The organism is Amycolatopsis sp. DSM 110486, assembly GCF_019468465.1.
In the GTDB taxonomy this organism is placed as follows: domain Bacteria; phylum Actinomycetota; class Actinomycetes; order Mycobacteriales; family Pseudonocardiaceae; genus Amycolatopsis.
Genome location: NZ_CP080519.1, coordinates 8,632,665 through 8,658,054, shown reverse-complemented (window position 1 = coordinate 8,658,054; position 25,390 = coordinate 8,632,665). Strand labels below are relative to the sequence as shown.

General features: G+C 67.7%; 30 protein-coding genes and 1 pseudogene. 17 read left to right on the top strand and 14 right to left on the bottom strand.

Translation table 11 applies throughout. The annotated features are described in order from the left end of the window. Window positions 1-6 precede the first annotated feature (6 nt). Both K1T34_RS41855 and K1T34_RS41850 read right to left on the bottom strand, forming a co-directional pair. Entirely contained in the window at window positions 7-1,053 is a 1,047-nt protein-coding gene (locus tag K1T34_RS41855) for an isocitrate/isopropylmalate dehydrogenase family protein (protein ID WP_220240194.1), read from the bottom strand. Window positions 1,054-1,080: 27 nt separating this feature from the next. After that, window positions 1,081-1,881: a sugar phosphate isomerase/epimerase gene (locus K1T34_RS41850; protein WP_220240193.1), complete on the bottom strand. Its 801-nt coding sequence runs from the start codon at window positions 1,879-1,881 to the stop codon at window positions 1,081-1,083. Between the two features lie 291 nt (window positions 1,882-2,172). On the opposite strand from K1T34_RS41850, the gene K1T34_RS41845 reads away from it, so the two are divergent. From K1T34_RS41845 to K1T34_RS41830, 4 genes are all read left to right on the top strand, one after another. Next, entirely contained in the window at window positions 2,173-2,916 is a 744-nt protein-coding gene (locus tag K1T34_RS41845; protein WP_220240192.1) for a FadR/GntR family transcriptional regulator, read from the top strand. 271 nt (window positions 2,917-3,187) lie between these two features. After that, the gene (locus K1T34_RS41840; RefSeq protein ID WP_220240191.1) at window positions 3,188-3,919 is read left to right on the top strand and encodes an aspartate/glutamate racemase family protein; all 732 of its coding nucleotides are present in this window, start codon (window positions 3,188-3,190) and stop codon (window positions 3,917-3,919) included. Between the two features lie 2 nt (window positions 3,920-3,921). Then, window positions 3,922-4,362, top strand: coding sequence for a nuclear transport factor 2 family protein (locus K1T34_RS41835; protein ID WP_220240190.1), 441 nt, complete (start codon window positions 3,922-3,924; stop codon window positions 4,360-4,362). Window positions 4,363-4,521: 159 nt separating this feature from the next. Then, window positions 4,522-5,339 (top strand): IS5 family transposase gene (locus K1T34_RS41830; protein ID WP_220239981.1). Its coding sequence is split into 2 segments (ribosomal slippage): window positions 4,522-4,864 and window positions 4,864-5,339, totalling 819 coding nucleotides; the frame shifts between segments, so codons are not numbered across the junction. A 9-nt stretch (window positions 5,340-5,348) separates the two neighbouring features. Here the strand turns inward: K1T34_RS41830 and K1T34_RS41825 are convergent. Further along, window positions 5,349-5,837, bottom strand: coding sequence for a hypothetical protein (locus K1T34_RS41825; RefSeq protein WP_255637956.1), 489 nt, complete (start codon window positions 5,835-5,837; stop codon window positions 5,349-5,351). Between K1T34_RS41825 and K1T34_RS41820 the strand changes: the two genes are divergently transcribed. After that, window positions 5,824-6,180 carry a zinc ribbon domain-containing protein gene (locus K1T34_RS41820; protein WP_370643509.1) on the top strand — a complete coding sequence of 119 codons (357 nt, stop codon included), beginning with the start codon at window positions 5,824-5,826 and terminating at the stop codon, window positions 6,178-6,180. The genes K1T34_RS41825 and K1T34_RS41820 overlap by 14 nt on opposite strands. A 97-nt stretch (window positions 6,181-6,277) precedes the next feature. Here K1T34_RS41820 and K1T34_RS41815 read toward each other — a convergent pair whose 3' ends face one another. Then, window positions 6,278-7,390 carry an IS630 family transposase gene (locus K1T34_RS41815; RefSeq protein WP_220240188.1) on the bottom strand — a complete coding sequence of 371 codons (1,113 nt, stop codon included), beginning with the start codon at window positions 7,388-7,390 and terminating at the stop codon, window positions 6,278-6,280. Between the two features lie 753 nt (window positions 7,391-8,143). On the opposite strand from K1T34_RS41815, the gene K1T34_RS41810 reads away from it, so the two are divergent. Then, a complete protein-coding gene (locus K1T34_RS41810) occupies window positions 8,144-8,527 on the top strand; it encodes a hypothetical protein (protein WP_220240187.1) in 384 nt (127 codons plus the stop codon). Window positions 8,528-8,572: 45 nt separating this feature from the next. After that, window positions 8,573-10,393, top strand: coding sequence for an FAD-dependent oxidoreductase (locus tag K1T34_RS53990; RefSeq protein WP_255637955.1), 1,821 nt, complete (start codon window positions 8,573-8,575; stop codon window positions 10,391-10,393). 261 nt (window positions 10,394-10,654) lie between these two features. Here the strand turns inward: K1T34_RS53990 and K1T34_RS41795 are convergent, their stop codons facing one another. Beyond that, the gene (locus K1T34_RS41795; protein ID WP_220240185.1) at window positions 10,655-11,053 is read right to left on the bottom strand and encodes an STAS domain-containing protein; all 399 of its coding nucleotides are present in this window, start codon (window positions 11,051-11,053) and stop codon (window positions 10,655-10,657) included. Window positions 11,054-11,278: 225 nt separating this feature from the next. On the opposite strand from K1T34_RS41795, the gene K1T34_RS41790 reads away from it, so the two are divergent. Further along, complete coding sequence (locus K1T34_RS41790; RefSeq protein ID WP_220240184.1) at window positions 11,279-11,611, top strand: plasmid stabilization protein; 333 nt, start codon at window positions 11,279-11,281, stop codon at window positions 11,609-11,611. Window positions 11,612-11,960: 349 nt separating this feature from the next. Next, window positions 11,961-12,602: a diguanylate cyclase/phosphodiesterase gene (locus tag K1T34_RS41785; RefSeq protein ID WP_255637954.1), complete on the top strand. Its 642-nt coding sequence runs from the start codon at window positions 11,961-11,963 to the stop codon at window positions 12,600-12,602. Between the two features lie 86 nt (window positions 12,603-12,688). On the opposite strand, the gene K1T34_RS41780 is transcribed toward K1T34_RS41785, so the two are convergent. Next, complete coding sequence (locus K1T34_RS41780; RefSeq protein ID WP_255637953.1) at window positions 12,689-13,639, bottom strand: hypothetical protein; 951 nt, start codon at window positions 13,637-13,639, stop codon at window positions 12,689-12,691. On the opposite strand from K1T34_RS41780, the gene K1T34_RS41775 reads away from it, so the two are divergent. Both K1T34_RS41775 and K1T34_RS53985 read left to right on the top strand, forming a co-directional pair. Beyond that, the gene (locus tag K1T34_RS41775) at window positions 13,638-14,126 is read left to right on the top strand and encodes a hypothetical protein (protein ID WP_255637952.1); all 489 of its coding nucleotides are present in this window, start codon (window positions 13,638-13,640) and stop codon (window positions 14,124-14,126) included. The two genes, K1T34_RS41780 and K1T34_RS41775, sit on opposite strands and share 2 nt — an antisense overlap. Before the next feature lie 196 nt (window positions 14,127-14,322). Then, a pseudogene (locus K1T34_RS53985) lies at window positions 14,323-14,614 on the top strand (metallophosphoesterase); the annotation flags it as partial. Between the two features lie 43 nt (window positions 14,615-14,657). Here K1T34_RS53985 and K1T34_RS41770 read toward each other — a convergent pair. The 5 genes from K1T34_RS41770 to K1T34_RS41750 all read right to left on the bottom strand — a co-directional run bounded on the left by K1T34_RS41770 (window position 14,658) and on the right by K1T34_RS41750 (window position 18,815). After that, a complete protein-coding gene (locus tag K1T34_RS41770; RefSeq protein WP_220240183.1) occupies window positions 14,658-14,849 on the bottom strand; it encodes a hypothetical protein in 192 nt (63 codons plus the stop codon). A 39-nt stretch (window positions 14,850-14,888) separates the two neighbouring features. Then, window positions 14,889-15,125 (bottom strand): hypothetical protein, encoded by a 237-nt coding sequence (locus K1T34_RS41765; RefSeq protein WP_220240182.1) that lies wholly within the window; start codon window positions 15,123-15,125, stop codon window positions 14,889-14,891. A gap of 209 nt (window positions 15,126-15,334) precedes the next feature. Then, window positions 15,335-17,176 (bottom strand): transketolase, encoded by a 1,842-nt coding sequence (locus tag K1T34_RS41760; RefSeq protein WP_220240181.1) that lies wholly within the window; start codon window positions 17,174-17,176, stop codon window positions 15,335-15,337. A gap of 11 nt (window positions 17,177-17,187) precedes the next feature. Then, window positions 17,188-18,291: a transaldolase gene (gene tal / locus K1T34_RS41755; protein WP_220240180.1), complete on the bottom strand. Its 1,104-nt coding sequence runs from the start codon at window positions 18,289-18,291 to the stop codon at window positions 17,188-17,190. Between the two features lie 59 nt (window positions 18,292-18,350). Further along, window positions 18,351-18,815 (bottom strand): hypothetical protein, encoded by a 465-nt coding sequence (locus K1T34_RS41750; RefSeq protein ID WP_220240179.1) that lies wholly within the window; start codon window positions 18,813-18,815, stop codon window positions 18,351-18,353. 330 nt (window positions 18,816-19,145) lie between these two features. Here K1T34_RS41750 and K1T34_RS41745 point away from each other — a divergent pair, with 330 nt between their 5' ends. Together K1T34_RS41745 and K1T34_RS41740 are read left to right on the top strand one after the other, a co-directional pair. Continuing rightward, complete coding sequence (locus tag K1T34_RS41745) at window positions 19,146-19,526, top strand: STAS domain-containing protein (protein WP_220240178.1); 381 nt, start codon at window positions 19,146-19,148, stop codon at window positions 19,524-19,526. A 97-nt stretch (window positions 19,527-19,623) separates the two neighbouring features. Beyond that, window positions 19,624-20,064 carry an ATP-binding protein gene (locus tag K1T34_RS41740; RefSeq protein WP_220240177.1) on the top strand — a complete coding sequence of 147 codons (441 nt, stop codon included), beginning with the start codon at window positions 19,624-19,626 and terminating at the stop codon, window positions 20,062-20,064. A gap of 166 nt (window positions 20,065-20,230) precedes the next feature. On the opposite strand, the gene K1T34_RS41735 is transcribed toward K1T34_RS41740, so the two are convergent. After that, window positions 20,231-20,398: a hypothetical protein gene (locus K1T34_RS41735; RefSeq protein WP_220240176.1), complete on the bottom strand. Its 168-nt coding sequence runs from the start codon at window positions 20,396-20,398 to the stop codon at window positions 20,231-20,233. Between the two features lie 310 nt (window positions 20,399-20,708). Next, window positions 20,709-21,053 (bottom strand): STAS domain-containing protein, encoded by a 345-nt coding sequence (locus K1T34_RS41730; RefSeq protein ID WP_220240175.1) that lies wholly within the window; start codon window positions 21,051-21,053, stop codon window positions 20,709-20,711. A gap of 511 nt (window positions 21,054-21,564) precedes the next feature. Here K1T34_RS41730 and K1T34_RS41725 point away from each other — a divergent pair. Further along, complete coding sequence (locus tag K1T34_RS41725) at window positions 21,565-21,846, top strand: VOC family protein (protein ID WP_255637951.1); 282 nt, start codon at window positions 21,565-21,567, stop codon at window positions 21,844-21,846. A gap of 57 nt (window positions 21,847-21,903) precedes the next feature. On the opposite strand, the gene K1T34_RS41720 is transcribed toward K1T34_RS41725, so the two are convergent. Further along, entirely contained in the window at window positions 21,904-22,869 is a 966-nt protein-coding gene (locus K1T34_RS41720) for a TIGR03557 family F420-dependent LLM class oxidoreductase (RefSeq protein WP_220240174.1), read from the bottom strand. Between the two features lie 731 nt (window positions 22,870-23,600). Between K1T34_RS41720 and K1T34_RS41715 the strand changes: the two genes are divergently transcribed. The 3 genes from K1T34_RS41715 (at window position 23,601) to K1T34_RS41705 (ending at window position 25,389) form a co-directional block, all read left to right on the top strand. Beyond that, the gene (locus K1T34_RS41715) at window positions 23,601-23,981 is read left to right on the top strand and encodes a hypothetical protein (protein ID WP_255637950.1); all 381 of its coding nucleotides are present in this window, start codon (window positions 23,601-23,603) and stop codon (window positions 23,979-23,981) included. 82 nt (window positions 23,982-24,063) lie between these two features. Continuing rightward, complete coding sequence (locus K1T34_RS41710; protein ID WP_220240173.1) at window positions 24,064-24,747, top strand: DUF6766 family protein; 684 nt, start codon at window positions 24,064-24,066, stop codon at window positions 24,745-24,747. Between the two features lie 126 nt (window positions 24,748-24,873). Continuing rightward, on the top strand, window positions 24,874-25,389 hold the full coding sequence (locus tag K1T34_RS41705) for a MarR family winged helix-turn-helix transcriptional regulator (protein WP_220240172.1): 516 nt from the start codon (window positions 24,874-24,876) through the stop codon (window positions 25,387-25,389). Window position 25,390: the final 1 nt, after the last annotated feature.

Below are 25,390 nucleotides of genomic sequence, written 5' to 3'. Positions count from 1 at the left end.
CGCGTACTAGCCGATGCGGGCGCGCACACCCGCGGCGAGCGTCTCAGCGACATGTGCCGTCGTCGCACTTCCCCCCAGGTCCGGGGTGAGCCCGGAACCCACTGTCACCAGCTCGTCCACGGCATCGCGTACCGCGCTGGCCTCCCCGTGGTGCCCGGTCAGTGCCAGCAGCTCCGCCCCGGACAGCACGAGGGCGAGCGGGTTGGCGATGCCCTTGCCGGCGATGTCGGGTGCGGCGCCGTGCGCGGCCTCGAAGACCGAGACGCTGTCGCCGATGTTCATCCCCGGTGCCAGTCCCAGCGAGCCCGCCAACCCGGCGGCGAGGTCGGAGAAGATGTCACCGTACTGGTTGGTGGTGCAGATGATGTCGAACCGCCGCGGGTCCCGGACGATGGAGTAGCACGCCGCGTCGATCATCATGTCGTCCGACTCGATCTCCGGATACTCCTCGGCGACCTCACGGAAGCAGCGCAGGAACAGGCCGTCGGTGTAGTTCAGAACGTTCGCCTTGTGCAGGCAGGTCACTCGCCCGCGGCCGTGCTCGCGCGCGTAGTCGAACGAGTAGCGAGCAACGCGCGTGGCGGCCTGCCGGGTGGTGAGCTTGATCGCTTCGGCCGCGATGTCACCGATTCGATGTTCCAACCCGATGTAGACGTCCTCGGTGATCTCGCGCATCACGACGAGGTCGAGGTCCGCGTGCCGCCCGGAGACCCCGCGGTAGCCGCGGACCGGGCGCGGGTTGACGAACAGACCGAGCTCACGCCGGATGGCGTTGTTCAGCGACGGGTAGGTCTCCTCCGAGCCGTCGGGCTGGATACAGGTGATCCGGCCCTCGAGCTTGTTCACGATCAATGGTGCCTTGATAGCCACCTTGACGTCGGCCAGAGCCTGCACCACCGCACGCGGCAACGGATGCCCGTGGAGAGCCACCGCCTCTTCGGCGATCGGGATGTCCTGCCACTCCAGCGGCAGGCCCGTGGCTTCGAGGACGCTCTTGGTCGCTTCGGTGATCTCCGGCCCGATGCCGTTGCCCTTGAGGACACCCACTCGCATGGATCCGCGCTCCTGTCTCGTTGATGGTCAGCGATCGAGTGTGGTGAGGTGGGCCAGCGCTTCCGCCGCGGTGGCGAGGCTGTCGTCGCGCTGGTCCAGTTCGAAGGTGACTGCGCCCTGGTAGCCCAGTGCTGTCAAGGTCGCGACGTGCAGGCCGAAGTCGATGTTGCCCCGTCCCGGCGCACCGCGATTGCTGTCGGCGAAGTGCACGTGGCGCAGCTGGTCGCCGGCGATCAGGTACGCGAGGCTCGGTCGCCGGTCCTCGATCTGCGCGTGGTAGATGTCGACCATCAGCGCGACGTTCGGGTGACCGAGTTCCCGCACGAACTCGACGCCGGCCTGGGTGGTGTTGAGGTTGTCAATGACCGAGCCGTTCTGCGGCTCGAGCGTGAGCGTGACCCCCACCCGCGCCGCGTGCTCCGCGCTTTCCAGGAGGCACTCGCGCATCCATCGCCGCGCATCCGGATGACCGCGGGTCCTTCCACGCAGCTTGCCGATGTTCACCTGACTGTCGTAGTGCGCGGCGAGATCGATCACGGACACGGTCCGCGCCACCGCCGCCGAGCGGACGGCCGCGTGGGGGTCGGTGAAGGTCAGCTTGTCGTCGGCCACGGCGGGACCGGTGCCGATCGCGGTCACGGCCAGCCCTGCCGCGGCCACCGCCGCGTCGAGCGCGGCCAGGTCGATGCGGGTGGGATCGCGCACGAACAGCTCGACCCCGTCGTAGCCCAGCCCGGCGAGGGCCGTCAGCACGTCCTCCGGGTCACCACGCATTCCCAGGATGTCTGCTTCTACCTCGGGCGTGCCGTAGGGGTAGGACCACTTCACGGGCACTCTCCTCATGGCGAACTCACTCTCGCCTGACCCGCAAAGGTTGACAGGTTGATGTATGGCTTGTCAAGGCTGCTCGCGGCAGCTCATCAGCGGTCCGAACTGGCACTATGGTCACGGCTTGCCATGAAGAGAGCGTGTTGGTACCGCCGCGGCGGTAGTCCCCTCACCGGAAACACGCACCTTCCCCTCCTCCCGGGCGGTCGACTGAGGGCACCGCCCGGGGGTGTAGCGTGCAAAGGTCAACCTATTCACTGTCAGGGGTCCCACACTGCAGAAAGGACCACCGTGACCGAGCTTCGGAAGGTCGAGCGAGTCGAACGGTTCACCCCGGCGCTCGAGGTCACCCGTCAACTGCTGGACTACCTCCTGCAGTCGGGAAACATCGGGGTCGGGGACCGGCTGCCCAGTGAGCGCGAACTCTGCGAGACCTTCGAGGTGGGCCGTTCCGCCGTGCGCGAGGCCCTGAAGCTGCTGAGCGTGCTGGGACTGCTCGAGATTCGACAGGGGGACGGGACCTACCTGCGCAGTGCGACATCCACGCTGCTGCCCCAGGTCATCCAGTGGGGCATGCTGCTCGGCGACAAGAACGCCGCCGAGCTGATGGACGCCCGTCGGGTGATCGAAGGCGGACTAGCCGAGCTGGCCGCCCAGCGGCGCACCGAGGAGGACCTCGCCGCGCTCCGCGAGCGCCTGGAGGCCTTGCGGCTCTCCCGGACCGTCTCCGAATGGGTGGACAGCGATGTCGAGTTCCACCTGCAGATCGCCCGCTCGGCGCACAGCGGAACCCTGGCCGACGTGCTGTTCCGGCTGCGGTCCCTGCTCGACTCCTCCGTCCGGCACAACCGGCAACAGGCGGACCACGAGGCCAGCAACGACGTCAAGTACCGCGAGCACGAGCGGATCCTCCTGGCGATCGAGGATCGGGACCCCGCAGCCGCGGCCTACGCGATGCGGACCCACATCGACCGGGTCCGCGAGCGTCTCGCGGCCGGCGGCGCCATCGAGAACGAGGCGGCCACCACCAGCTGAGGCCGCCCGCCGGTCGGTACCTGCGCAGCCCCGGGCTCGTGCCCGGGGTTGCGCTCTTTTGTGCCACTGGGCTCCTCGGGCGAACCGGCAGTCAGCCCTGGCCTTCGACACGGTGGCGAGCTACAGTCCCGGTAACCTATCGACCTGTCAACCAATGTGGTTGGATTCCGGTGGTCGACGGTGATCCTGCTGGCTGGTGGAGGGATCCCCGACCCGACGGACACCGTTGCCGCTCGACCGGACGCACGAGCTACGAGCGGAAGGATCGACCGTGACACCTGGCAAGACGGTCGCCGTCATCCACAGCGGGATCTCCTCGATGCGTCCGATCGAGGAGGCGCTGGCGGCGGAACTGCCCGGCGCACTGGTGTGGCACCTGCTGGACAGTCGCCTCGCTGCGGCGGCCGATGCCACCGGCGCCGTCGACCTCGCGCTCCGCCGCCGTGTGCTGCGCCTGGTGCACCACGCCGTCGCCGAAGGAGCCGACGCCGTGGTGATCGCCTGTTCGATGTACGGGTCGGCGGCGGCCGTGTCCGCCGGACTCTGGTCCGTTCCCGTCCTCCCCGCCGACGAGGACATGATGCGGCAGGCGGCGAGGTCCGGTGCCCGGCGCATCGGGGTGGTCGCGTCCCTGCGCGGTTCGGCAGCCGACTCGGGTTCCCGGCTGCGGACCGCTGTCGCGGAAGGCGGGTCGGCCGCGGAAGTGGTTCCGCTGTTCTGCGCGGGCGCCGCCGAGGCGGCCTCGGCTGACGACACACCGGCGCTGGTGGCGGCGCTGGTCGAGGGAGTGCGGACCGCGCCGGGCACCTTCGACCTGATCTGCCTGGCCCAGTACTCGCTGGCCGGTGTTCGCGAGTCAGTGGCACAGGAGGTGGGCGTCCAGGTCCTGTCGGCGCCCGAGCTCGCCGCGCACGCGGTACGGGACCGCCTCGGATCCGGCGGATCCGAACACAACGACGTCGAGTTCGTCGAGCGCAATACTCTGGCGTGGAAAGGAATGTGAGCATGGCGGAGTACACCATGGACGACTTCTCGGCTCTAGATCCGTTCTTCCGGATCGTCGAGGAAGGGCTGGCGGGGCTCGTCGATCGATCGGACTTCTTCGACATCCTGGCCGAGGACGTGGTCTTCGAGTTCGTGATCACCGTGCCCGGGTATCCGCGACGGATCGAAGGACGCCGGGCCATCGTCGATCTGTACCGCCCGTACGGCCAGGGCATGATCCTGCACGCCGCGGACGAACTGGCCGTTCACCACGATCCCGCCACGTCGGTGGTCGTCCTCGAGTACGCGGTGCACGGGCGCACCGTCCACACCGGACACGCCTACGACAACCACTTCGTCTCCGTCGTCACCATCAGGGACCGCAAGGTGGCGCACTGGCGGGATTACCTCGACCCGCTCGCGGTCTTCGACGCCTACGGCTGGCCGGACCAGGCCCGCTGAGTCCGTCCGCCCTCCTGCACGAACAAGGCTGGTGGGGTGGCCGGCCACCGAGTGCGGTGTGGCTCCCCTGCAAGCGCGCTGCAGGGTCTCACTTTCGATGGCGGATTCTTAGAGCGTGTCTTACGTGGTGATCGGTCGTTGGTGAGTGATGATCTTGCTGTGGTTGATCGGTTGTCGTTGCGGTTGGTGCCGGATGAACTGTGGGAGCTGGCGGAGCCGTTGATCCCGGTGTTCGGGCCGCGTCCGCAGGGCGGTGGCACTGCCCCGGTGGACGCTCGCGCGGTGTTCACGGCGATCGTGTACGTGCTGACCAGCGGGTGTGCATGGCGGGATCTGCCGCCGTCGTTCGGGGTGGCGTTCCAGACCGCACACCGCCGCTTCGGGCAGTGGACCAAGGCCGGGCTGTGGCGGCAGTTGCACCACGCGCTCTTGGATGAACTCGGCAGCGAGGGCCTCATCGACTGGAGCCGCGCGATCGTGGATGGTGCCTGCGTGCGGGCGAAAAGGGGGGATCTATGACCGGTCCCAGCCCGGTGGACCGCGGCAAGCCCGGCTCGAAGATCCACGCCCTGTCCGACCGCGCCGGGCTGCCGCTCGCAGTCGCGGTCTCCGCCGCGAATACGAACGACTCCCATGCGCTCAAACCACTGGTGATGGCGATCCCGGCGATCAAATCCCGCCGCGGTCCCCGTCGGCGCAAGCCGGCCAAGCTGCACGCCGACAAGGCCTACGACCAGCCCGGCTTGCGGTGCTGGGTCCACGACCGCGGCATCAAGGTCCGCATCGCCCGCAAAGGCGTCGAATCCAAGGACAAGCTCGGCAAGCATCGCTGGGTGATCGAGCGGACCATGGCCTGGTTCACCGGATACCGACGCCTGACGCTGCGCTACGAACGCAAAGCCGAGCACTTCCTCGCCTTCCTCATCCTCGGAGCCAGCCTCACCTGCCACAAGAAACTCCGCAAACTCACCACATGAGACACGCTCTTAGTGGCATTCGCCGATCTGTGGCGGATCCGCCAACTTTGTGACACTGGTGACTGAACCAGGCGACACGGCGTTCATCACGGTGGCGAGCTCTGTGCCCGCGCCGGCCGGCCGGGAGATGTACAGCTGGGCGTACAGCCAGCCGTCGGTCTCCAGGCCCTCCGGGTCCATACCCGCGCTCGAGAGCTTCTCCAGGATCTGGGTCTGCTCCTCCGCCGAGGCGAACCTCCGCTGCCGGAACACACCGTCGACGCCGACGCTCTGGTAGCCCAGCTCGGCCAGGCTTGCCGCGACCGGGTCGTAGGAGAACATCCGCAGCACAAAATGCGCCATCCACGGCCGCGACCCGTGCGCGACCCGGGCGATGGTCTTGTCCGTGACGTACCCGACGCAACCGGTCGAGATCACGAGGTCGACCCCGGCCAACAGGTCCTGTTGCTCCGGCGTCGGATCGTCCTGCTCAAGATCCGCGTGGATGGCGGCGTACATGCTGGCCGGCCTCGTGCAATGTCAGCTCTGTGGCCGCCGACTGGAGTCGCGCTGGGCGAACGGCCGGCCCGGCTACCGCTGCCGCCACGGTCACACCGGCGCCCGCAACCGCCCACCAGGACTTGCAAAGAATGTCTACGTCCGCGAAGACCGCTTACTCAACGATCTTCGCGCCCGGTTTGCCGAAGAGGTAGGCCACGACGCTTCCGCGATCGCGGACTACTTGAGGTCGAGTCACCTGACGATCATGTACGGCGGTCCCACGCATGAAGTCAAACCTTGTGGCCCACCACGCATACATGCCGCAACCGAAACCACCGGACGGCAGGTGCTATTACTCTGACCTCGCCGCGGCACGCGGCTCTATGGGGTAATTGAGTGTCCGATTGAAACCCTCCGCATGGGAGATCTCCCAGGTTCTGGGAGATCATGCCGAAAGACTAGTGTCCTGCGTCAGAAATTCGTCGGCAGAAGTTGGCGAGTGACTCGAGGATCTCAGCGGCGGTCTTGGTCCAGATGAAAGGCCTGGGGTTGTCGTTCCATTCCTTGATCCACGAGCGGATGTCAGCTTCGAGGTTCTGGACGTTCTTGTGGACACCGCGCCTGATCTGCTGATCGGCAAGGAAACCGAACCACCGCTCAACCTGATTGATCCAGGAGGAACCGGTCGGAGTGAAGTGCATGTGAAAACGAGGGTGCCGTTCCAGCCACGCCCGAATCGCTGGTGTTTTGTGGGTGCCGTAGTTGTCGCAGATCAGATGGATCTGCAGATGAGCGGGGACCTGCTTGTCGATCTTGGCGAGGAACTTCTTGAACTCCGCAGCCCGATGCCGGCGGTGCAGGGCGCTGACGACCTCGCCGGTGGCGACGTCGAACGCCGCGAACAGCGTGGTCAGACCGTTACGAACGTAGTCATGAGTACGACGCTCAGGCATACCGGGCATCATCGGAAGCACCGGCTGGGACCGATCCAAAGCCTGGATCTGGGACTTCTCGTCAACAGAAAGCACGATCGCACCGTCGGGCGGATTGAAATACAACCCGACAACGTCGTGCACTTTCTCCACGAACAACGGATCGGTCGACAGCTTGAAGGTGTCGGTCAGGTGCGGCTTGAGCTGAAACTTCCGCCAAATCCGGCCGACGGTCGACTTGGACAAGCCACTGTGCTGCGCCATCGACGCACGCGACCAGTGCGTAGCGTCCTTCGGGATTTCCTCCAGAGTCGCCACCACCACCGCTTCCACGTCCTCGACCCCGATCACCGGCGGACGACCGGGCCGAGGTTCATCGACCAACCCGTCGAGACGGTGTGCCAGGAATCGTCGACGCCACTTGCGGACCATGTCCGGCGACACGCCGAGATCCTTCGCCACACCCACAACCGGAGGCACACCGTCCTGGGCGCACGCCAGCACAATCCGAGAGCGTGCAGCCAAAGCCTGCGCCGAATTTCGCCGCCGCACCCAGCGTTCCAGCGTGGACCGCTCCTCATCGGTGAGCAGCACCGGCTCAAGCTTCGGCCCCCGACGTCCCGCGACACCATCAGACATGCCATCAGAGTCTAAATGACGACGAATTAACGACGCAGGACACTAGCCGACGCACTCGCACTCGGCGAACGCTCCCCCACCGGCAACTCTCACTACTATGAGTTCCACTCCCGGGCTTCAAATCTCGGCCGAAGCTCACGCACGATGGACTCCTACGCTCGACGTGGTAGCCAGCGTGAGGGGCTGAAGGACTCGAGCAACTCGGGTCAGACGGTGCTCACGGCACTCGTAGTGGCCGACGCTACACCGCCGGTGTCCCCATTCTGGCCGCGGCGCTACTGCTCGTGCGATCGGCCGACGAGGCCGACCAGGACGACGAGCAAGGCGCCACCGGACCGTGCCCGTCAGGTGTGGCCGAAGGCGTGACGCGGCCCGTCGTCCGCGATGCCGTGCCCGGCGAGCATCAGCGCGACGGAAAGGATGGTCACACCAGACTCCAGCGCAGGTCTGGCATGCTCCCGATGCGCATTGCGGGCAGCCTAAAGCCGAGGGTGACGATCACGGGCACGGAGAAGTGCGTGATCGACCGCGACCGCACTCACGCGGACAGGCTGTTCAAGTATGGAGAACACGTACTGGACGGCACTATGGACAGCCCTGGGAGCAGGGATGAAGCTCTCGACGTGATCGGACACGTCAGGAATCAGCTGCGGAGTGGCTACTGGCCGTAGGCACCGGTTAGCTGGTTGTCCGAGTATGGTGGCGCAGTCGACGAGCGCGACCAACTTAGCAACATCGCAAACGGAGGTTCGATTGTCGAACAAACGCCCAGTCGCTGATGCGATTGACATCGCCCGTAGCCTCGTCGTGGGGGATGTAACCACTAGTCCGGCCATCCCCACTCTCGTCGATCTTGCCCGCGCGTTCGCTGCGACAGAGTTCGATGTCCCGGATGATCGTGACGCGGATGGGTATCTCTTTCAATATGGAAAAGTGACCTGGCTGCCAGATTCGACTTTTATCGTCGGCATTACACGGCAACTTGAGGTAATCGATGAAAGCGGAGAGCATGAGCTCTATTTTCAAGTGGAGTTTGAGTACAGGTATCAATTCGATGCGGACCTTGAGACTGCCGGAAAGCACTCTGAATGGTGGTTCCCTGATGGCGCAACGCCATTTGATTCATGGTTGAATTAGAAGGAAGCCGACGCGGCCACGAAGGCCGGGCTCCCGGCGGCGTACGTGAAGGACGTCGAGCTGGACGTGCCCGCCCTCGGTGCTGTACGCGTCGCCGGGCAAGCGCATTTCCACCCCCGCCGTTGGCTGCTCGGGCTCGCCGCCGAGGTCGAACACGCGGGCGGCACCGTCCTCGAGCACACGCGCGCGCTGGGCCTCGACTTGCGCGGCCGGGTCGTGCGGACGTCCCAGGGTGACGTCGAGGCCGACGAAGTGGTGGTCGCCACGCACTACCCCGTGTTCGACCGAGGGGTCTACTTCGCCCGACTCGACCCGGTGCGCGACCTGGTCGTCGCGGGCCCGGCGGCCGGCAACACCTCCCTGGACGGCATGTACCTCGACGCCGACACCCACCACTCGGTGCGCGCCTACACCGCCGACGGCACCCCGATCGTCGTCGCCGGCGGCGAGCACTACCGCGTCGGCGCCGAATCACACGTCGAGGCACGGTACGAACGCCTCGCCGCCTGGGCCGGCGAACACGCGGGCCTGCACCGCGTGACCCACCGCTGGTCCGCGCACGATCTGTCTACTTTGGACGGTCTACCGTACGCCGGCCGCTATCTACCCGCCTCGCTCCCGCTGTGGGTCGCGACGGGCTTCGGCCAGTGGGGCATGACCGGCGGCACCGCGGCAGGCCAGGTCGTGAGCGCCCGCATCCTCGGCGAGGAGCATCCCGCCGCCGCGCTGTTCGACCCCAACCGCTTCGACGCGCGCTCGGTGCTCAGCCTCGCCGAAGACGCCTTCGAGGTCGGCCGCCACCTCGTCGGCGACCACGTGTCCGTGCTGCAGCAGGGCCGCTCTCTGGGCCAGGTACGACCGGGCCAGGGCGCCGTGGTCCGCGTAGGCGCCGAACTCGTCGCCGCCTACCGAGCGGAAAACGGCGATCTGCACACCGTCGAAGCCCACTGCACGCACCTCGGCTGCCTGGTGACCTTCAACGACGCGGAACACACCTGGGACTGCCCGTGCCACGGCTCCCGCTTCGACCCGACGGCGCGGTCGTCCAGGGCCCCGCCGTCCGGCCGTTGCGCCGCCATCCGCGCTGAGCCGCCGCAGGCCACGGACGCGACGGGCAACCACATCGAAACATGGTTTTCGGTGGCCACGCCAAGGGTATTTCCCGGGGATGACGCGGCTGCGAGGCAGCACGCTGACCGGCCCCGGCATGCGGCGGGTGCGGCGCGGGCGCGGGTTCTTCTGTCTCGTGCCCGCGGCCTGAGCCGTCGCATGCTGCGAGCGAAAGGTACCCTCGACCTACTTGCCAACAGCAACGACCTTGGCGCGTTGCTACTGGCCGTGAGCACTCTCGCGAGGCCGGGCCCGCCGCTTCAACGAGCTGGTCGTGGTCGGTCGCCCGGTCGGCCACGAGCACGGTCGCCGACCCGTGGCGTCCCTGCGGGACGGCCCATCCTGCAGCGGGGGACGCGTGCCGGACCGTGGCCCCACCACGCCGCGCGCCACCGCAGTTTCCGGCGTCCGCGCCTGCATGAGTCCAGGACACTCCGCACTCGCATTGAATCTCGGAGCACATCGTCCCAGCAGGTGCCGGCCCGCGCCGAGCGCAGTGGCCGCGATGGAGCGGGTGACGGGCCGCACGGCGAGAGCGATCTGGCGGAGCGCCACCGCGCCGCGCACACCGAGGTGGAGCAGTTGCGGCGGACGTTGTCCTCACGGGCGCCGATCGAACAGGCCAAGGGCGTCCTGATGGCGCAACGTCACTGTACGGCCGCCGAGGCATTCGAGATCCTTCGCATGCTGTCGCAGGACACCAACGTCAAACTCCGCGACGTGGACCGCGGCGCTGAAGCTGGTTGCCACCGATGAATGGAGCCAGCAACCGCTGCCCTCGCCCATCCCAGCGGCTTGGGACCCACGTTGGGGCTCATGCACAGCACGTCCCCCGTCGAGCCGTGCCCGCGCCTGCACCTCGGCCTTCTCGTCGACACTGCGGCCGAATAGAAGGCCGAAATCTTCGGACTCAAGGAACTCGGCACGCGCGATGTCGGCTGGGACAGGTACACAACGGCAAACGCTTCTGCGTCGTCGACCTCAGCCACACACCCTCTGGCTCCTGAACCCCACCGGCTACCGATGGCCGGCGACGTCGGCGACACCATGCGAGACCGTCAGCCATTCCCGGGCGGCTGCGAGATTCTCGTGCAGCAGGAGGACGTGGTCCAGCTTCAGCAGGGTGATCGGGCGCCGAACCGCTTGTTGATCGCTCACGGTCACGCACGGGATGCCGGCGGCGTGGGCTTCGGCCGAAGCCGCGAGCAGAGCGCGCAAAGCCCGCGCGGAGCAGAAGCCCACGCGAGTCAAGTCGACGATCAACGCGCGCGGGCGCAGCGTGATCTCGTCGAGCAGCCGGCCGTGCAAGTGGTCGGCGACGGTGCAGTCGAGGTCGCCGGTCGCGGCGAACACGGTCGAGTCGAGGTTGCCGGTGACGGTGAACGTCGCCGCGCTGTGCGGAAATGGGCCCGTCATGAACGCTGTCACCTCCGTTGAGGCCGGCGACCTACGGGTCACACCGGCGTCGCGGGTCTGGCAGCACCCCGGGTGGCACCGGGGTGCTGCGACTGGCGGCTGCTCGGCTGAACCGCATACATCACCAACGTACCCAGGTGGAGTGAATCTCATGCACCCCGTGAGACTTGCCGGTTTTGCCGCTGTCACGAGCGGGTAGCCACGAGTCACGACGAAGGAGGAGCCGTGCCTGAGCAAAGCTGGAGCACCAAGCGCGAACGTCAGTACGAGCACATCAAGTCGTCGCAGAAGAAGCAGGGCGCCAGCACCGGGCGAGCCGAGGAAATCGCCGCGCGCACGGTCAACAAGAACCGGGCCCAGTCCGGCGAATCCCGCACGGCCAGCAAGAGTTCGACCCGCGACACCTCGCCGCAGAAACGCGGCGGGAAGCGTTCCGGCAACCGGCAAGGCCCCGGTGGGCCGACGAAGGACCAGCTTTACAACGAGGCCAAGAAGCGCAACATCAAGGGCCGCTCCAGTATGACCAAAAAGGAGCTGCAGAACGCCCTCGGACGCTGATCGCGGAGATCGTGCCCTCCTTCGGATTCAGCGAGCCCTCGGCTCGATCTCTTGCCGAGTGATTGACGCTTCGCCACGCGACTCGGTGGTCCTGCGGAGAAATTGCCGGTTGGGCTCAGTTCAACCGCACTTGACCACCGGATCGAAGATATCCGTCAGACGGCTGGGGCCGCTCGAGCCGGACGCGGGCGACGGCGCGAGTAGCTCTCTCGGTGATGTTGTCGAGCGAGCGGATCGCTGTACCGCTTGGTCACCGGCGTTGGGCCACAGACGGGCGACGCCACCTCGTTTGCCTCGCCGAACGCACGACCGAGGTAGTGGACCTGGCCAGCACGCGAAAGGACCGTGGATGAAGCCGCCGCTGAAAACCCTGAAGAACGCTGTCACCAATCGGCCGAGGCTGCGGATCCCCGACCGAGCGTCCGATGTGGAGTCAGCCACCCTGCGCTACCTGCTCTACGGCATCCTCCCCGCGTGGTTCGTCCCCGGCGTGCTCGACTGGTGGCAGCACCGCCGCACCCACATCCAGGACACCGCCGGCGCCCGCGAATCGCTGATCCACCTGCTGATGATGGCCGAAGTGGGCGTACCGATCACCCTCGCCCTGCTGTGCGAGATCAACCCGCTCATCCTCACCATCATGGCCGCCACCATCGCCGCCCACGAGGCCACCGCCCTGTGGGACGTCAAGACCGCCGTCGACAGCGGCCGCGAAGTCACCCCCGTCGAACAGCACATCCACAGCTTCCTCGAATCCCTGCCGTTCATGGGCACGGCCGCGATCGCCTGCCTGCACTGGAAAGACGCCTGTGAACTCCTGCACGCCGACGGCCACCGCAGCGCCTGGCGGCTGCGGCTCAAACGCCACCGTCTACCCGCCGGCTACCTCGCCGGCATCGCCACCGCGATCACCGGCCTGATCGCCCTGCCCTACGGCGAAGAACTCAACCGCTGCATCCGCACCGCGACGCACCGGCGCCTGACGGCCTGAGCCGCAACAAGGAGCGGCCACGGCCCGCTCACGAGTGCCGGTGCCAGATGCGATCAAGCCGTACCGCAACATAGACAGGTTGTCCTTCAGATGACAACCGGCGGTGCAAACGCTCGCGGAACCGATGCGTTTCCTTTCAGGCTGGTGTGCCCGCCTTCGGCAGTACGACCAGCGCTTGCAGCAGCGCGCCGAGGTCGTTGCTGTCGGCGAGAACGTCCAGAATTCCCGCGACTCGTAGGACCTCGCGGACCGGCCCATGCGCGTGCAGCACGCGATAGGTCGTTCCGCAGTCGATCGCCCCACCGCAACCGATCAAGAACTTCGGCCAGCGTGTCTTGGACGTGTCGGCGCAGCCGCTTCACCTGCTTACCCGTCGGCGGGTCCGCGGTGAGGAACTCAGGCGTACGCCTGCCCGCGCCCAACGGGAGCGAGATCGCCAGTTCGGGTTCCACATCGCGGCCGAGCACCAGCTCCATCGACCCGCCGCCGATGTCGATCAGCAGCAGCCGCCCGGCCGACCAGCCGTACCAGCGGCGCACGGCGAAATACGTCAGACGCGCTTCCTCCTCACCCGAGAGGAACTGGGGCCGAATCCCGGATGCCGCCTCGATCCGGTCGATGACCTCGTCACGGTTCGTCGCATCACGGATCGCGGCCGTGACGAACGGGTAGAGGTGGTCGACGCCGAGGCGCACCGCCTGGCCCACAGCGCGAGTCACGGCGATCGTCGCGCGTTCGATCCCGGTCTCGCTCAGCGCACCGTCGTGTTGCAGTTCTTCGGCGAGCAGCGTCGGTTCCTGACCGCGTGCCCCGGCACCGGCGGCGCCCCGGTAGACACGTCGACCACCTGCAGCTGGGCCGAATTCGACCCGATGTCCAGCACAGCGAGTTTCACCCGTCCCGCATCCCCCGTCGCGACATGCCCACACCAAGAGATTTGAGCAGCGCTGAGACTCGATCGCGCCGGCAGGTTTTCGAGCCGGACCACCGGGTAGTCCCAGCGGGCGGCTTCGTGTCCGGCCCGAAGGAGGTTTCATGCACCCACAGCGTGAACGGCGCACAGTCATCGAGGACGGCACGGAGCACGGGGGAACCGCGGCACCCTGCGAACCCGCGTCGAGCCTCACCGAGACTGCTGTGCACTACCGGCTGCGGGCGAAATTCGCCGCCACCCAGCCGTGGATCCAACGGCTGCTGGGCGAACGCAACGGCCTCCAGCTGGACACCGACGGCCTGCGGGTGCGGCTGGGCCCCTGGGCGGTCATGACTCCGTTGACCAATCTCGCCGGCGCCGAGATAACCGGCCCGTTCAACGCTCTTCGCGGCCTCGGCGCCCGGCTGTCACTCGCCGACCACGGCCTCACACTCGGCACGACAACCCGCCACGGGGTCTGCATCCGTTTCCACAGGCCGATTCCCGGCATCGACCCCTGGGGCCTCGTCCGCCACCCCTCCCTGACCGCGACCGTCGCCGAGCCGGAGCTGATCGCCGCGGCCATCAACTGGATCGCTGCGCGGGACTGACCTGACACGCGGGTACGCGTCGACAACCAGCCCGCCCCGCTGTCCGCATGCGGGCCCTTCATCCCGGCCAAGGCTTCCCGCTTGCCGTACGAGGCGACGCCGGAACCGGTTGCAACACAGGTGTTGGCGGTCGGTTGATTGGGTAATCGGCGCGAGCCATTGCGCCGAAGCAGGGAAGCACCAGGCCGCCTGTGGGCTGCTGAGCTTGGACACCGACGTGGTCGTTGCGCTCACGCACTACTCCCCCGTGCCCGGCACCCTGCACGGCGAACCACCGGAAATTCACCCCGTCCCTCGGGTCGTACCTGCTGTGCGAACCCATCGACGAGGCGCAGGCCGACTTAGCCCCGCACGGTCACGCCCATTTCGGTACGGAACAAGGCGTGACGCCGGGCGGGGTGCGGGTCCGCAACGTCGCCCAGCCGGTGCTCCGCTCGGCTTACGCGGTCTACTCCGTTGCGCGGGAACCGGCCAGGGTGCGGGACTGAAAGCGGGCGGCCAGCGCGTCTGCCGACCCCCCTCCGGCGGAAATCACGCGACGTCCAGCACCGTCTTCAGCCAGCCGTCCTCGCCGCGGTCGAACGTTTCGTATTCCTCGATCGCCGCGGTGGGCTTCTCCTGCCGGGTGATGCCCGGCAGATAACGGCGGTGTGCCCGGGCAGAGGATCGGCGACCCCCGTGGGCGCTTTCACGGCTTCCCGGCTCGCCCTGCTCAGCCGCCACGAACTCTCGGCTCGATGGTGGCGCAGCGGTGTCACGGGGTCAGTGCTCGGCGCCGAGCCGCTGGGCGAGCAGCTTCTTGCCTTGTTCCCCTCCCTTTCGGCTCTCCTCCTGCGCACGGCGGAAGAAGGCCGCCAGCTCGCGGTCGCCTGTGCGGTCGGCGTCGGCGATGTAGGACTCCATCCGCAGGGCGTTACTCAGGCATGCCTCCACGAACCAAATGATGTTGTAGTCCTTGTCCTGGGTGCCTGTGACTTGGCCGGTTTCGGTGGTGGCCATGATTCCTCCTGGAGCTCGCGTTCGATGGCCTCAAGCCCCGGCTACCCGGACTCCGCCACTTGACACCTCGAACCGCCGCATCCTCGCGGAGTGAGTTCGGCTCGACGGAACAACCGGCACGGCGTCTGCCTAAACCGTGCGTGGGAGGCAGGCGGCCCGGCAATGCGCGTCCTCCCCGCCTCACGGCACCAGCCGGCAGGCGGGGTTGATCAGACCGGTGCCGACACGAGCGCCTGCGCGGCTTCGGCGATGCCCTCGTGGTCGATACCCGCCGCCGCCAGGAGTTCCTTGGGTGTCCCAGAAGCGGGCATCTCCCGGACCGCGAGTTTGCGCACGACGACGGCGTCAGGGAGCTCGGCAAGTGCCTCCAGCACGGCGTCACCGAGACCGCCCTCGGGCCAATGGTCCTCCACCGTGATCACCGCGCCCGTTTCCCGGGCGGCCGCGCGGACAGCGGCGACGTCGATGGGTTTCACCGAATAGCAGTCGAGCACACGTGCTTGCACGCCCTCGTCCGCGAGGCGCGCAGCGGCGTGTTCGGCCTCGCCGACCGTGATACCGCAGGCGACGATGGTGACCTGGTCGTCGGCGGAACTGCGGAGTGTGCGGCTGCCTCCGATGTGGACGTTCTCGTCCTTGCCGGTGCGCACCACCGTCTTCGCGCGCAGCGTCCGCAAGTACGAGATGCCTTCCCGGTCGGCCAGTTCGGCCACCAGCCGGGCGGTCTGGTTGGCGTCCGACGGGTGTAGGACCACGCTGCCGTGCACCGCGCGCAGGGCCGCGAGATCCTCCAGCGCCATCTGCGACGGGCCGTCCGGGCCGATCGAGACCCCGGCATGGGATCCCGAGAGCCGCAGGTTCGCCCGCGAGATCGCGGCCATGCGGATGAAATCGTAGGCTCGGCTGAGGAACGCGGCGAACGTCGACGCGTACGCCGTCCAGCCGCGGACTCCGAACCCCACCGCCGCCGCGATCATCTGCTGCTCCGCGATGTACATCTCGAAGTAGCGGTCCGGGTGAGCCTTCGCGAACATCTCGCTCTTGGTCGAGTTCGACACTTCGCCGTCGAGCGCGACCACGTCGGAACGCGCGGCGCCCAACGCGGTCAGCGCCTCACCGTAGGCCTCCCGGGTCGCGACCTCCTCGCCCAGGTCCCACAAGGGCAACGACAGCTCAACGCGGCTGTGCGACCGCACCGGCGCGGAAGTGTCCGGCTCGGCGAGCGTCACCTCGAGGTCACGGCGACCACCGAGCTCGGCGATCGCCGCGTTCGGGTCGTCGAGGGGTTTGCCGTGCTTGCCGGGCCGGTTCTCGACCGCTTCGACGCCGCTGCCCTTCTTCGTTTTGGCGAACAGTACGGTGGGACGACCGGTGGTCGCCTCCGCCTCGACATAAGCCGCTTCGATGGCCTCGACGTCGTGACCGTCGAGGGTGATGGCGTGCCAGCCGAAGGCCCGCGCACGGGCGGCGTATGTGTCGACGTCCCAGCCGAGCATCGTTTCCGTCGTCTGCCCGAGCCGGTTCACGTCGACGACAACGGTGAGATTGTCCAGCTCATAGTGCGCGGCGTGCTCGAAGGCTTCCCAGATCGAGCCCTCAGCCATCTCCGAGTCACCGCACAGCACCCAGACGCGGAACGGGAGGTGATCGAGGCGCTTGCCCGCCAGCGCGATCCCGGCACCGATCGGCAGGCCCTGGCCGAGCGAGCCGGTCGCGACGTCGGTGGGCGCGAAGCGCGGTGTCGGGTGCCCCTCGAGGCGGCTGCCGAACGTCCGGTAGGTCAGGAACTCGTCCTCGCTGATCACGCCCACCGCCTTGTACATCGAGTAGTACAGCGGTGAGGCGTGCCCCTTGGAGAAGACGAGGTGGTCGCGGTGGGGATCGCCCGGCTGCGCCGGGTCGAGGCGCAGGTGCCCGTCCAGTAGCACCGCCATCAGATCGGCGGCGGACATCGACGACGTCGGGTGCCCAGAGCCCGCCTTGGCGCTCACGCGCACCGAGTCGACCCGCAGCTGCTTACCGAGCTCACGGCGGAAGTCGTTGTCGCCCATGCCATCTCCTTTCACGCGTCGAGCAGCTGCCCGCGCTTGTTTTCGATCCCGTCGATCAGCCCTCGGAACGAATCGGTGAACTTCTCGACGCCCTCGCGCTCCAGCGTGGCCACCACGTCGTCGTAGTCGACGCCGGCCGCCGCGAACGCCTCGAGGGTGTGCCGGGCGCCGGCCACGCCCTCGGCCAGCCGGTCGGCCACTGACCCGTGGTCCGCGAACGCCTCGACCGTCTCCGGCGGCATCGTGACCACGGTGCCCGGTCCGATGAGCTGCTCGACGTAGAACACGTCCGGGCGCGACCGGTCCTTCATCGAAGTGGACGCCCACAGACACCACTGCGGAGTCGCACCGTCCTCGGACAGGTCCCTCCACTCGGGACCGTTGAACACCTTGAGGTAGGTCCCGTAGGCCAGCCGCGCGTTCGCGACCGCTAATGTCCCGAGCAGGTCGTCGTGCCCACCCAGCTCACGCAACCGCCGGTCGGCCTCGGTGTCCACACGGGACACAAAGAACGACGCGACCGAAGCCACCTTCCGCAGATCACCACCCGAGTCACGCAGCCTGCGCAGGCCCCGCAGGTAGGCTTCCGCGGCCTGGCGGTGGCGCTTCAGGGAGAACAGCAGCGTCACGTTGACCGGAATCCCGCGTGCGATCGTTTCCTCGATGGCCGGCAGCCCCTCGGTGGTGCCCGGGATCTTCACCATCAGGTTGGGCCGCGCAACCAGCTCGGACAGCCGGACCGCCTCGGTGATCGTGCCGTCGGTGTCGTGCGCCAGCCGCGGATCGACCTCCAGCGAAACCCAGCCGTCCTGCCTTGTCCTGCTCGCCTCGAACACCGACCGCAGCTCGTCACACGCCGCCCGCACGTCCTGCACAGCCAACCCCAGGAAAGTCTCCTTCGGGTCGCTGTCGCGCCGCAGTTGCTCACGGAGCTGCTCGTCGTAGGCGTCTCCCTCGGTCATCGCGCCCCGGAAGATCGTCGGGTTCGACGTCACGCCCGACACACCCCGGGCGGCGAGCCGGTCAAGCTCACCGCCGCGGACGAACGGCCGCGACAAGTAGTCGACCCACGGACTCTGCCCGTGCTCGACGAGGTCGTGCAACGGGGTGTGCATCGGCAACCCTCCTCATCGTCCGTGTGTTCTCCCCCGTCGGCTACCCGTCCGCGCCCGGGCTACACACGGCTTGGCACCTCTCGTGAAAGGATTCGTGTCATCCGAGGGGCGAGGATCAAGGCCTCCGAACGAGCAACCGCGCGACTCGGGAAACGGCCGACACGAGGCTGTCCCACAGCGACCGGGAATCGGTAACGCCCTGGTAGAGCCGGATCCCCCCAGATCTCGACTGCCAGCGCAGTGGACACCTCCACCGAGGCCAACCGCCAGGCGGGAATCTCCTCGCACCACCGGATGACGTCCTCGACGGCATGGCCTGCCGCGACCAGGCACGCCAGGAGGAATACCACGTCGACGACGGCGGCGCCCTTGCGGGACCAGGCCCAGTCGATAACCGAGGCTTTCTCGTCGACGAGGATGTTCAGCGAATCGTCCTCACCGGCGTCGATAACGGTTGGCGCCACGGTGACCGTGCAGTTGTTCGACACCGCACCCAACTCGGTCGAGGAGAACTCATCGTCCACGGCCTGGGGGGACGTTCCGCCCTCGGAGTTGCTCGAATTGGCCCACGCGGAACCCCGCGCCTACCGGGTCCGCGTGCACGCACGCGGGCGCCGGAAGCACCGGAGACCGTCTACAAACAGTCGGACAAGCGCGGACACGAATACCGGACCCGGCGGCGGCCGTGACGCTCGGCGGAACAGGCTGGAGCAGTGACCTGGCGAGTTCGCGGACTCGCGGCCACCGCAGACCGCTACCTGCGAAACCCCCGCGCACCATCCGCCGAGGCCGGTGTGAATGCTCCGGGCCCCGGGAGTGGTGCGTCGTGGCGACTGGTGCGAGACGATCGGGCCATGCCGGCATCCGATCCTGAGCGCGCGCGAGGCGCGGGCGAGACGGGCGTCAGCCTGCGCCGCGAGGGTTCCGCCGTGGTGCTTACCGCGCGCGGCGAATTCGACGCGCTCACCACGCCGCAACTCCAGGCGGCGGTCCGCGAGGCGCTGCACGACCAGGACCCGCCCGACGTGCTGGTGATCGACCTGACCGCGGTCAACTTCTTCGCCTCGATGGCGCTCGCAGCCCTGGCCGAGGCACGTCAAGCCGCCGGCGAGCGCACCACGCTGCGTCTCGCGGTCGAGCACTCCCTTGACCGCACCCTGCGGCTGATCGGCCTCGATCAGCGGTTCGCGCTGTATTCCTCAGCGACCGAAGCGCTGGCCGCTGAGAAAACCTGACCCGCTCGACGCCACGGGAGGTGTACCCGAGCAGGGCGCGGGTATCACACCAGCGAGGCCCAAACCGGGCCGATCACGACCGCGTGAGGTGGTGCCCATGTCCCCGGCTGCCAACCGTGTCGCGGCCGCGAACTTCGAGCTGCGGGCACACCGCCCCGCCCGCGCCGACGACATTGCCCTCATGCGGTACGCCCTGGCGGACTGGATCAGCGCCCACGGCCTGACGGGGGATCTCGCCCACGACGTCGAGCTGGCCACCTACGAGGCATTGATCAACACGGCGAACCACGCCTACCCCGCCGGCATCGTCGGCACTGTCGAGTTGCATGCCCACCACCAGCACGACCTGATCCGGATCACGGTCACCGACCACGGCCGCTGGCAACCGCCTGCCGCCGACCCCGGCCAGCTGCGCGGACGAGGCCTCACCCTCATCCGCGCCCTCGCCGACCACACCATCCTCGCCCCCACCGACGTGGGCACCACCGTGACGATGACGTGGTACCTGACACTGCCCGAAACCCTCGGCACAAGCTGACCCGAACAGTCGGCCGGTTTTCCACAGACCGGTGAGCCGGGGGTGAGCGCACCAGCCGCCGGCACCGCTCTGTGAACGGCGCTGGCTCGAGCGTGATGACCCCGCCGGTTCGGAGTTTGAGGTGACCGACCGGCGTTACAGCCGCCGGGCGTCGGGCTTGCCGTCGTCAGTGACGGAAGGCGACGACGGTATGCAGCGGCGCGTCCGCGTTCAAGACGGTGTCGGACACACGGAAGTCGGTCAGCCACTGGTGCCGCGTGATCTCGACACGGATGTAGCCGCGTTGGTTGTTCTGGAACATCATTCGCGGGTTGTTCGCGGTGGGGCCGTACACGGTTGTCGGGTTCGTGTCGCCACCGTTGCTGATCCAAGTGCCGAGGTACTCGGGCGCCAGCCCTCGGCTGACTTGCCGTTTACCCGGCGGTAGACGTGGGGACCCCCCACAGGGCCACGGGCACGATCTTCCTACGTTCCTGGCCGGCCTACCCTCAGCCAGTCGTGCCCGGGCGCACGGCGACTGCGCACGAACCAGACGATCCCGCCCGCCCCTCATCGCGGCGATTCGTTTCCCCGCTCACCAAGCTCCGCGATGTCGCCGGTGCGCCCATCGAACGCGTCACCGCCCGTGCGTGAAGGCCCGGTGGTCAGGCTTCGTCGATCGCTAACAGCGTCGCGTGCGGGAGCAGTCCCAGCGCCCGCCGGACTTGGCGGGCTTCGCCGACGTGCACGGTGAAGCGCACACCGCGTTCGCTGGCCAAAAGGTGAGCGCGTTCCAACGTACTCAACCCGGCTGTGCCGAGGAACGTCACCGTGGAGATGTCGAGCAGCACCGCGGGCACGGCGCTGCGCAGCCGCGCGTCGAGCAGCTCCCGGAGCCGTGGTGCCGAGGCCGCGTCCAGATCGCCGGCCACCCGAACCATGACGAGGTCACGATCCGGGCGTTCGACGGAGAGCCGAAGCGGTTCCACGCCGATGGATCGGGTCGGCACGGGTCCAGCGGAACGATTCAGGATAGTGGTCAAGATGGCCTGCTTTCTTCGCCCACCGGAACTCAACGCTGAGGCGAGATCCCGACCACGCGTCAGCTCGTGCCCGGTGCGCAAGGAGATCACGGGCACGGCCCGCTGCTGGACCGCTGCCGGCCACCATAACCCGTGCCGGGACGACCGACAAGGGCCCGAGAAACCACCAGGAACGTCCACAAAGGACTTCGAGGCTGGGCGAGACCTGCGCTCAGCGCATTCGCACACCGGGCGCGTCCTTGACGACTGTGTGCCACGCTCTGGCCGGCGCGCAAGTCGAGCACACCCGGCGCCCATGGGCGCGCGCCGAGGGCAAGGCGAGCTGAGGTCTCCCAGAGCGCGCGGCAGAAGGGTTCCGCCACTAACCTCGATTTCATGCTCAGGCTGGGTTTTCCGGTTATCGGTGTTTCCGATCTGCCGCGTGCGGTCACATTCTGGACGGCGGCTCTGAACCTTGCGGAGACCGAAGAATGGGCGAGTGATCGCTGGCGCACTCTCCGACCACGCGGACGGTTCCGGCCATGCGCTGGGCCTCATGTACAGCGAGTCGCCCGTGGAAGAATATCCTCGGCTGCATCTCGACCTTCTGGCCGACACCGCGGAGGAGCAGCTCGCCGAGATCGAGCGACTGGTCGAGCTGGGCGCGCACCAGGTCGACTGGAACAACTATCCGGCCGAAGCGGACTTCGTCGTCCTCGCCGACCCGGACGGCAACCGCTTCTGCGTCGTCGACCTGAGCAAAGCTCCCTCAGGCAGCTGAACAACCTCCGCGGCACGGAAAGAAATCTTCGCACCGAGTGCCTTACCACTCGCCACGTCAACGGAACGCCGGCAGAACGTGCTCCTCCCAGCCCTGGAAGAACCCCTCGTGATCGGGACCGATCTGCTGAACGTAGATCTCGTCCGCCCCGGCCTCGACATACTGTCGTACCCGATCGAGGTGCGCCTTCGGATCGTCCCCGCACACGATCGCTTCACGGACATCATCACGCGGCACCAGCTTCGTGACAGCCTCGAAGTCCTGTGGCCGCGGCAAAACCTGGCCCAGCTGACCCGGCAGGACGTCGTTGGCCCACAGACGATGCGCTTCGTCGAGCGCCACGTCGGCGTCCGGACCCCACGCGACCTTCATCCCGGCCTGCACCGGCTTGTCGCCACCGCCGGACTCTCGGAAGGCGCGGATCAGGTCCGCGTCCGGGAGCACCGTGCAGTAGCCGTCACCGATCCGCCCGGCGAGCTGGGTAGCTTGCGGCCCGAACCCCGACACGTAGATCGACACTGGCTCATCCAGCACCGTGTAGATCCTCGCCTCCTGCACCTCGTAGTACGTCCCCTGATAGCTCACCTGCTCACCGCGCGCGCCCGCCGAGTGCAACAGCCTGATGACCTCGACCGCCTCTTCGAGCATGGCCAGCCGCTGTCCCGCCGACGGCCACGGGTCGCCGAGGATGTGCTCGTTCAGGGCCTCCCCGGACCCGACGCCAAGCACGAAGCCGCCATCCAGCTGAACGGCAGCGGTCGCGGCAGCCTGGGCAATCACCGCTGGGTGAATTCGCACGGTCGGACACGTCACAGCGGTCGTCACCGGCAGCGACACCGCTTCCGACAAAGCCCCGATCACCGACCACACGAACGGACTCTGGCCCTGCTGGTCGTGCCACGGGTGAAAGTGATCCGAGATCCACAACCGCTCGAACCCCGCGCGTTCGGCCGCGCGTGCCTGGGCCACGAGTTCACGCGGACCGTACTGCTCGCAGGAAAGGAAGTAGCCGATCGATGTCATGACCGGCGGGTACCCCGCCCTCACCCGCGCACACACCCGTGCGAGCAGCCTGAACGGCCAGCCGTACGAGAGGGCCTCGACCGGCGCACCCGCATCCGTAAGACACCTGAACGAAGGATTTTCGCGCTCGTCGGCGAGGGGCGCGGGACATCCCGTCGGCGCGTCGGAGGAGGGCGACGGCGTGGCCACCGGCCCACCCGCGGCCATCTGGCTGCAAAAGCTGGCGCCGACGGCCTGTCTCTGATCGGCGACCGCACCGAACTGCTGCGGGCCGACCTGACGGTCGAGAAAAACGTGGTAGAAACCCCCTCGGTGGTGAAGACACCATCCCGCTACCTGCTCTTCTATTCCGCCGACACCTTCCAAAGCACCGGCTATCACACCTGCTACGCCACCGCGCCCACCCTGACGGGCCCCTTCGTGAAGGCGGACGCCCCAGTTCCTCTCCACCGACCTCCTCGGCGGGAAAGCCGACGCCCCGGGGGCGCCGATGTCGTCGACGGCCACATCTACTTCCACGGCTGGCTCGACGGAGGCCGTTCAGCCCCGCGGCCTGTACGAGCTACCGATCACGTTCCCCGGAGATGTGCCACAACGCGGCTGAAGCAGGCGACTGCCACGGCCACGCGGCGTGGGCGAGCACCGCCTCCAGCATCGGCTTGCCGAACCACCGCCGCTTCACATCCGTAGGAGCAAGGCGTAAACCACCGAAGTGCGGGGTACTCAACAGCGTGCGGAAGACCATCGTCAGCGTGGTGCTAGCGGCGTTCCTCCTCGCGGCCGCCGGATGCGGCGCTGCCGACGCGCCAGGCGCCCAAATCGCCGCCCAGGCATTCGTCACCGCAGCTGCGACGGGTGCCGCCGTCGAAGCCTGCGCGCTTCTCGCGCCTCGCGCCCGAGACACGCTCGGCCCTGCTGAGTGTCCGCCGGTGCTCCCCGAGGTGCCGCGCGCACCCGTCGTCTCCGCGTCCGTCTGGGGTGACGAAGCACAAGCGCGCTCCGCCGCCGACACCCTGTTCCTGCACGAGTTCCCCGACGGCTGGCGCATCACCGGCGCCGGGTGCCACCTGCGCAACGAGCAGGTCTACGACTGCGCGATCGGTGGGCGATGAGGGCCCGTGCGGTGTTTGCCGTGTACTTGCTGCTAGTCCTCGCCGGACTGGCCTACTTCATCGCGCTCGGGGTGCTGGGCCGATGACCTGGCTGCGGACCCTGCTGCGCAACAACGGCCTCTCACTCGCGTTCGGCGCGTTGTTCCTGCTCAGCCTGGTCGGGCAAGCGTGGTCCGGCCTCGTCGAGTTCAACGACCAGCAGCTCGCCCACGGTGCCCAGACCGTCGGGATGGGCGACTACCTCACCTCCTCCTCGTTCGCGGTCGACGTCGCCGAGAACTGGCAGTCCGAATACCTGCAATTCTTCCTGTACGTCTTCGCCACCGTCTGGCTCGTGCAGCGCGGCTCTCCCGAGTCGAAGGCATCGCACAAGATCGGCCCGGAATCCGACCGGGACCAGCTACTCGGCGCTCACGTCCGCGCCGGATCTCCTCGATGGGCCAAGGCCGGAGGCTGGCGGACAACGGTGTTCTCCCGCTCGCTCGGCCTGGTCATGGGGACCATCTTCCTGCTTTCCTTGCTGGCCCAGTCGATCGCCGGCGTCAGCGCCTACAACGCCGAACAGCTCAGCGACTTCGGTGACCCAGTCAGCTGGGGCGAATACCTGCTCTCCGCCGACTTCTGGAACCGCACCCTGCAAAACTGGCAATCGGAATTCCTCGCCATCGGCTGCATGGCGATCTTCAGCGTCTACCTCCGCCAACGCGGCTCGCCCGAATCGAAACCCGTCGGCGCCGAACACCACGTCACCGACGAGTCAGGCTGACTTCGGCCGGTCCTCCCAGCCGCACCTTCGGCGTGCGGGTGCCTTGAGCTACCCACCGCCCTCATCCTCGGGCCTTCGAACGAGGATCGACTTGCGAGCTCGCTTGAGCCGAGTTATGCATGAGTCATGCAATCAAGAACGGCGAATCTGCTGGGCGCGACCGCGCTGGCGGTGACCGACAGGGTGTTGATGGACGCGCACCACGCGGTGGGCGTCAGCGCCAGCGGCGCGGCTGCCCTGGTGGTCGTCTCGGCCGGCCCGGGGTTGAGTGTGACCGAACTGGGCCGCCGGGTGGGGCTGAGCCAGTCCGCGGCAGCCCGCATGGTCGACTCGCTGGAGCAGAGCCGATTGCTGGAACGCCTCCCTCGCCAAGGCCGGGAGGTGACCGTGGAGCTCACCCCAGAGGGCCGGCGCGCGGCGCACACCCTGCTGGAGGCCCGCGGAACTGGGCTGAGCGGCTTGATCGAAGTGCTCAGCGAGCACGAGCAGGACCAGTTCGCCGACCTGCTGGGCAAACTGCTGGCTCGCCTGTACGACGACGTGGGCAGCGCCGAGCTGTTGTGCCGGCTGTGTGATCGGGCCAGCTGCACCCGCGGCGCAGTGTGCCCCGTCGGGCAAGCCGAGCGGGACCGAGGGAGCTGAC

Bases quoted from the DNA above. Each gene is read 5' to 3' on its own strand.
- K1T34_RS41855 (WP_220240194.1), bottom strand. From the start codon at position 1,053: ATGCGAGTGGGTGTCCTCAAGGGCAACGGCATCGGGCCGGAGATCACC.
- K1T34_RS41835 (WP_220240190.1), top strand. From the start codon at position 3,922: ATGGCGGAGTACACCATGGACGACTTCTCGGCTCTAGATCCGTTCTTC.
- K1T34_RS41820 (WP_370643509.1), top strand. From the start codon at position 5,824: ATGGCGGCGTACATGCTGGCCGGCCTCGTGCAATGTCAGCTCTGTGGC.
- K1T34_RS41825 (WP_255637956.1), bottom strand. From the start codon at position 5,837: ATGTACGCCGCCATCCACGCGGATCTTGAGCAGGACGATCCGACGCCG.
- K1T34_RS41815 (WP_220240188.1), bottom strand. From the start codon at position 7,390: ATGTCTGATGGTGTCGCGGGACGTCGGGGGCCGAAGCTTGAGCCGGTG.
- K1T34_RS41795 (WP_220240185.1), bottom strand. From the start codon at position 11,053: ATGACGGGCCCATTTCCGCACAGCGCGGCGACGTTCACCGTCACCGGC.
- K1T34_RS41785 (WP_255637954.1), top strand. From the start codon at position 11,961: ATGAAGCCGCCGCTGAAAACCCTGAAGAACGCTGTCACCAATCGGCCG.
- K1T34_RS41775 (WP_255637952.1), top strand. From the start codon at position 13,638: ATGCACCCACAGCGTGAACGGCGCACAGTCATCGAGGACGGCACGGAG.
- K1T34_RS41780 (WP_255637953.1), bottom strand. From the start codon at position 13,639: ATGAAACCTCCTTCGGGCCGGACACGAAGCCGCCCGCTGGGACTACCC.
- K1T34_RS41765 (WP_220240182.1), bottom strand. From the start codon at position 15,125: ATGGCCACCACCGAAACCGGCCAAGTCACAGGCACCCAGGACAAGGAC.
- K1T34_RS41760 (WP_220240181.1), bottom strand. From the start codon at position 17,176: ATGGGCGACAACGACTTCCGCCGTGAGCTCGGTAAGCAGCTGCGGGTC.
- tal (WP_220240180.1), bottom strand. From the start codon at position 18,291: ATGCACACCCCGTTGCACGACCTCGTCGAGCACGGGCAGAGTCCGTGG.
- K1T34_RS41745 (WP_220240178.1), top strand. From the start codon at position 19,146: ATGCCGGCATCCGATCCTGAGCGCGCGCGAGGCGCGGGCGAGACGGGC.
- K1T34_RS41740 (WP_220240177.1), top strand. From the start codon at position 19,624: ATGTCCCCGGCTGCCAACCGTGTCGCGGCCGCGAACTTCGAGCTGCGG.
- K1T34_RS41720 (WP_220240174.1), bottom strand. From the start codon at position 22,869: ATGACATCGATCGGCTACTTCCTTTCCTGCGAGCAGTACGGTCCGCGT.
- K1T34_RS41710 (WP_220240173.1), top strand. From the start codon at position 24,064: ATGACCTGGCTGCGGACCCTGCTGCGCAACAACGGCCTCTCACTCGCG.
- K1T34_RS41705 (WP_220240172.1), top strand. From the start codon at position 24,874: ATGCAATCAAGAACGGCGAATCTGCTGGGCGCGACCGCGCTGGCGGTG.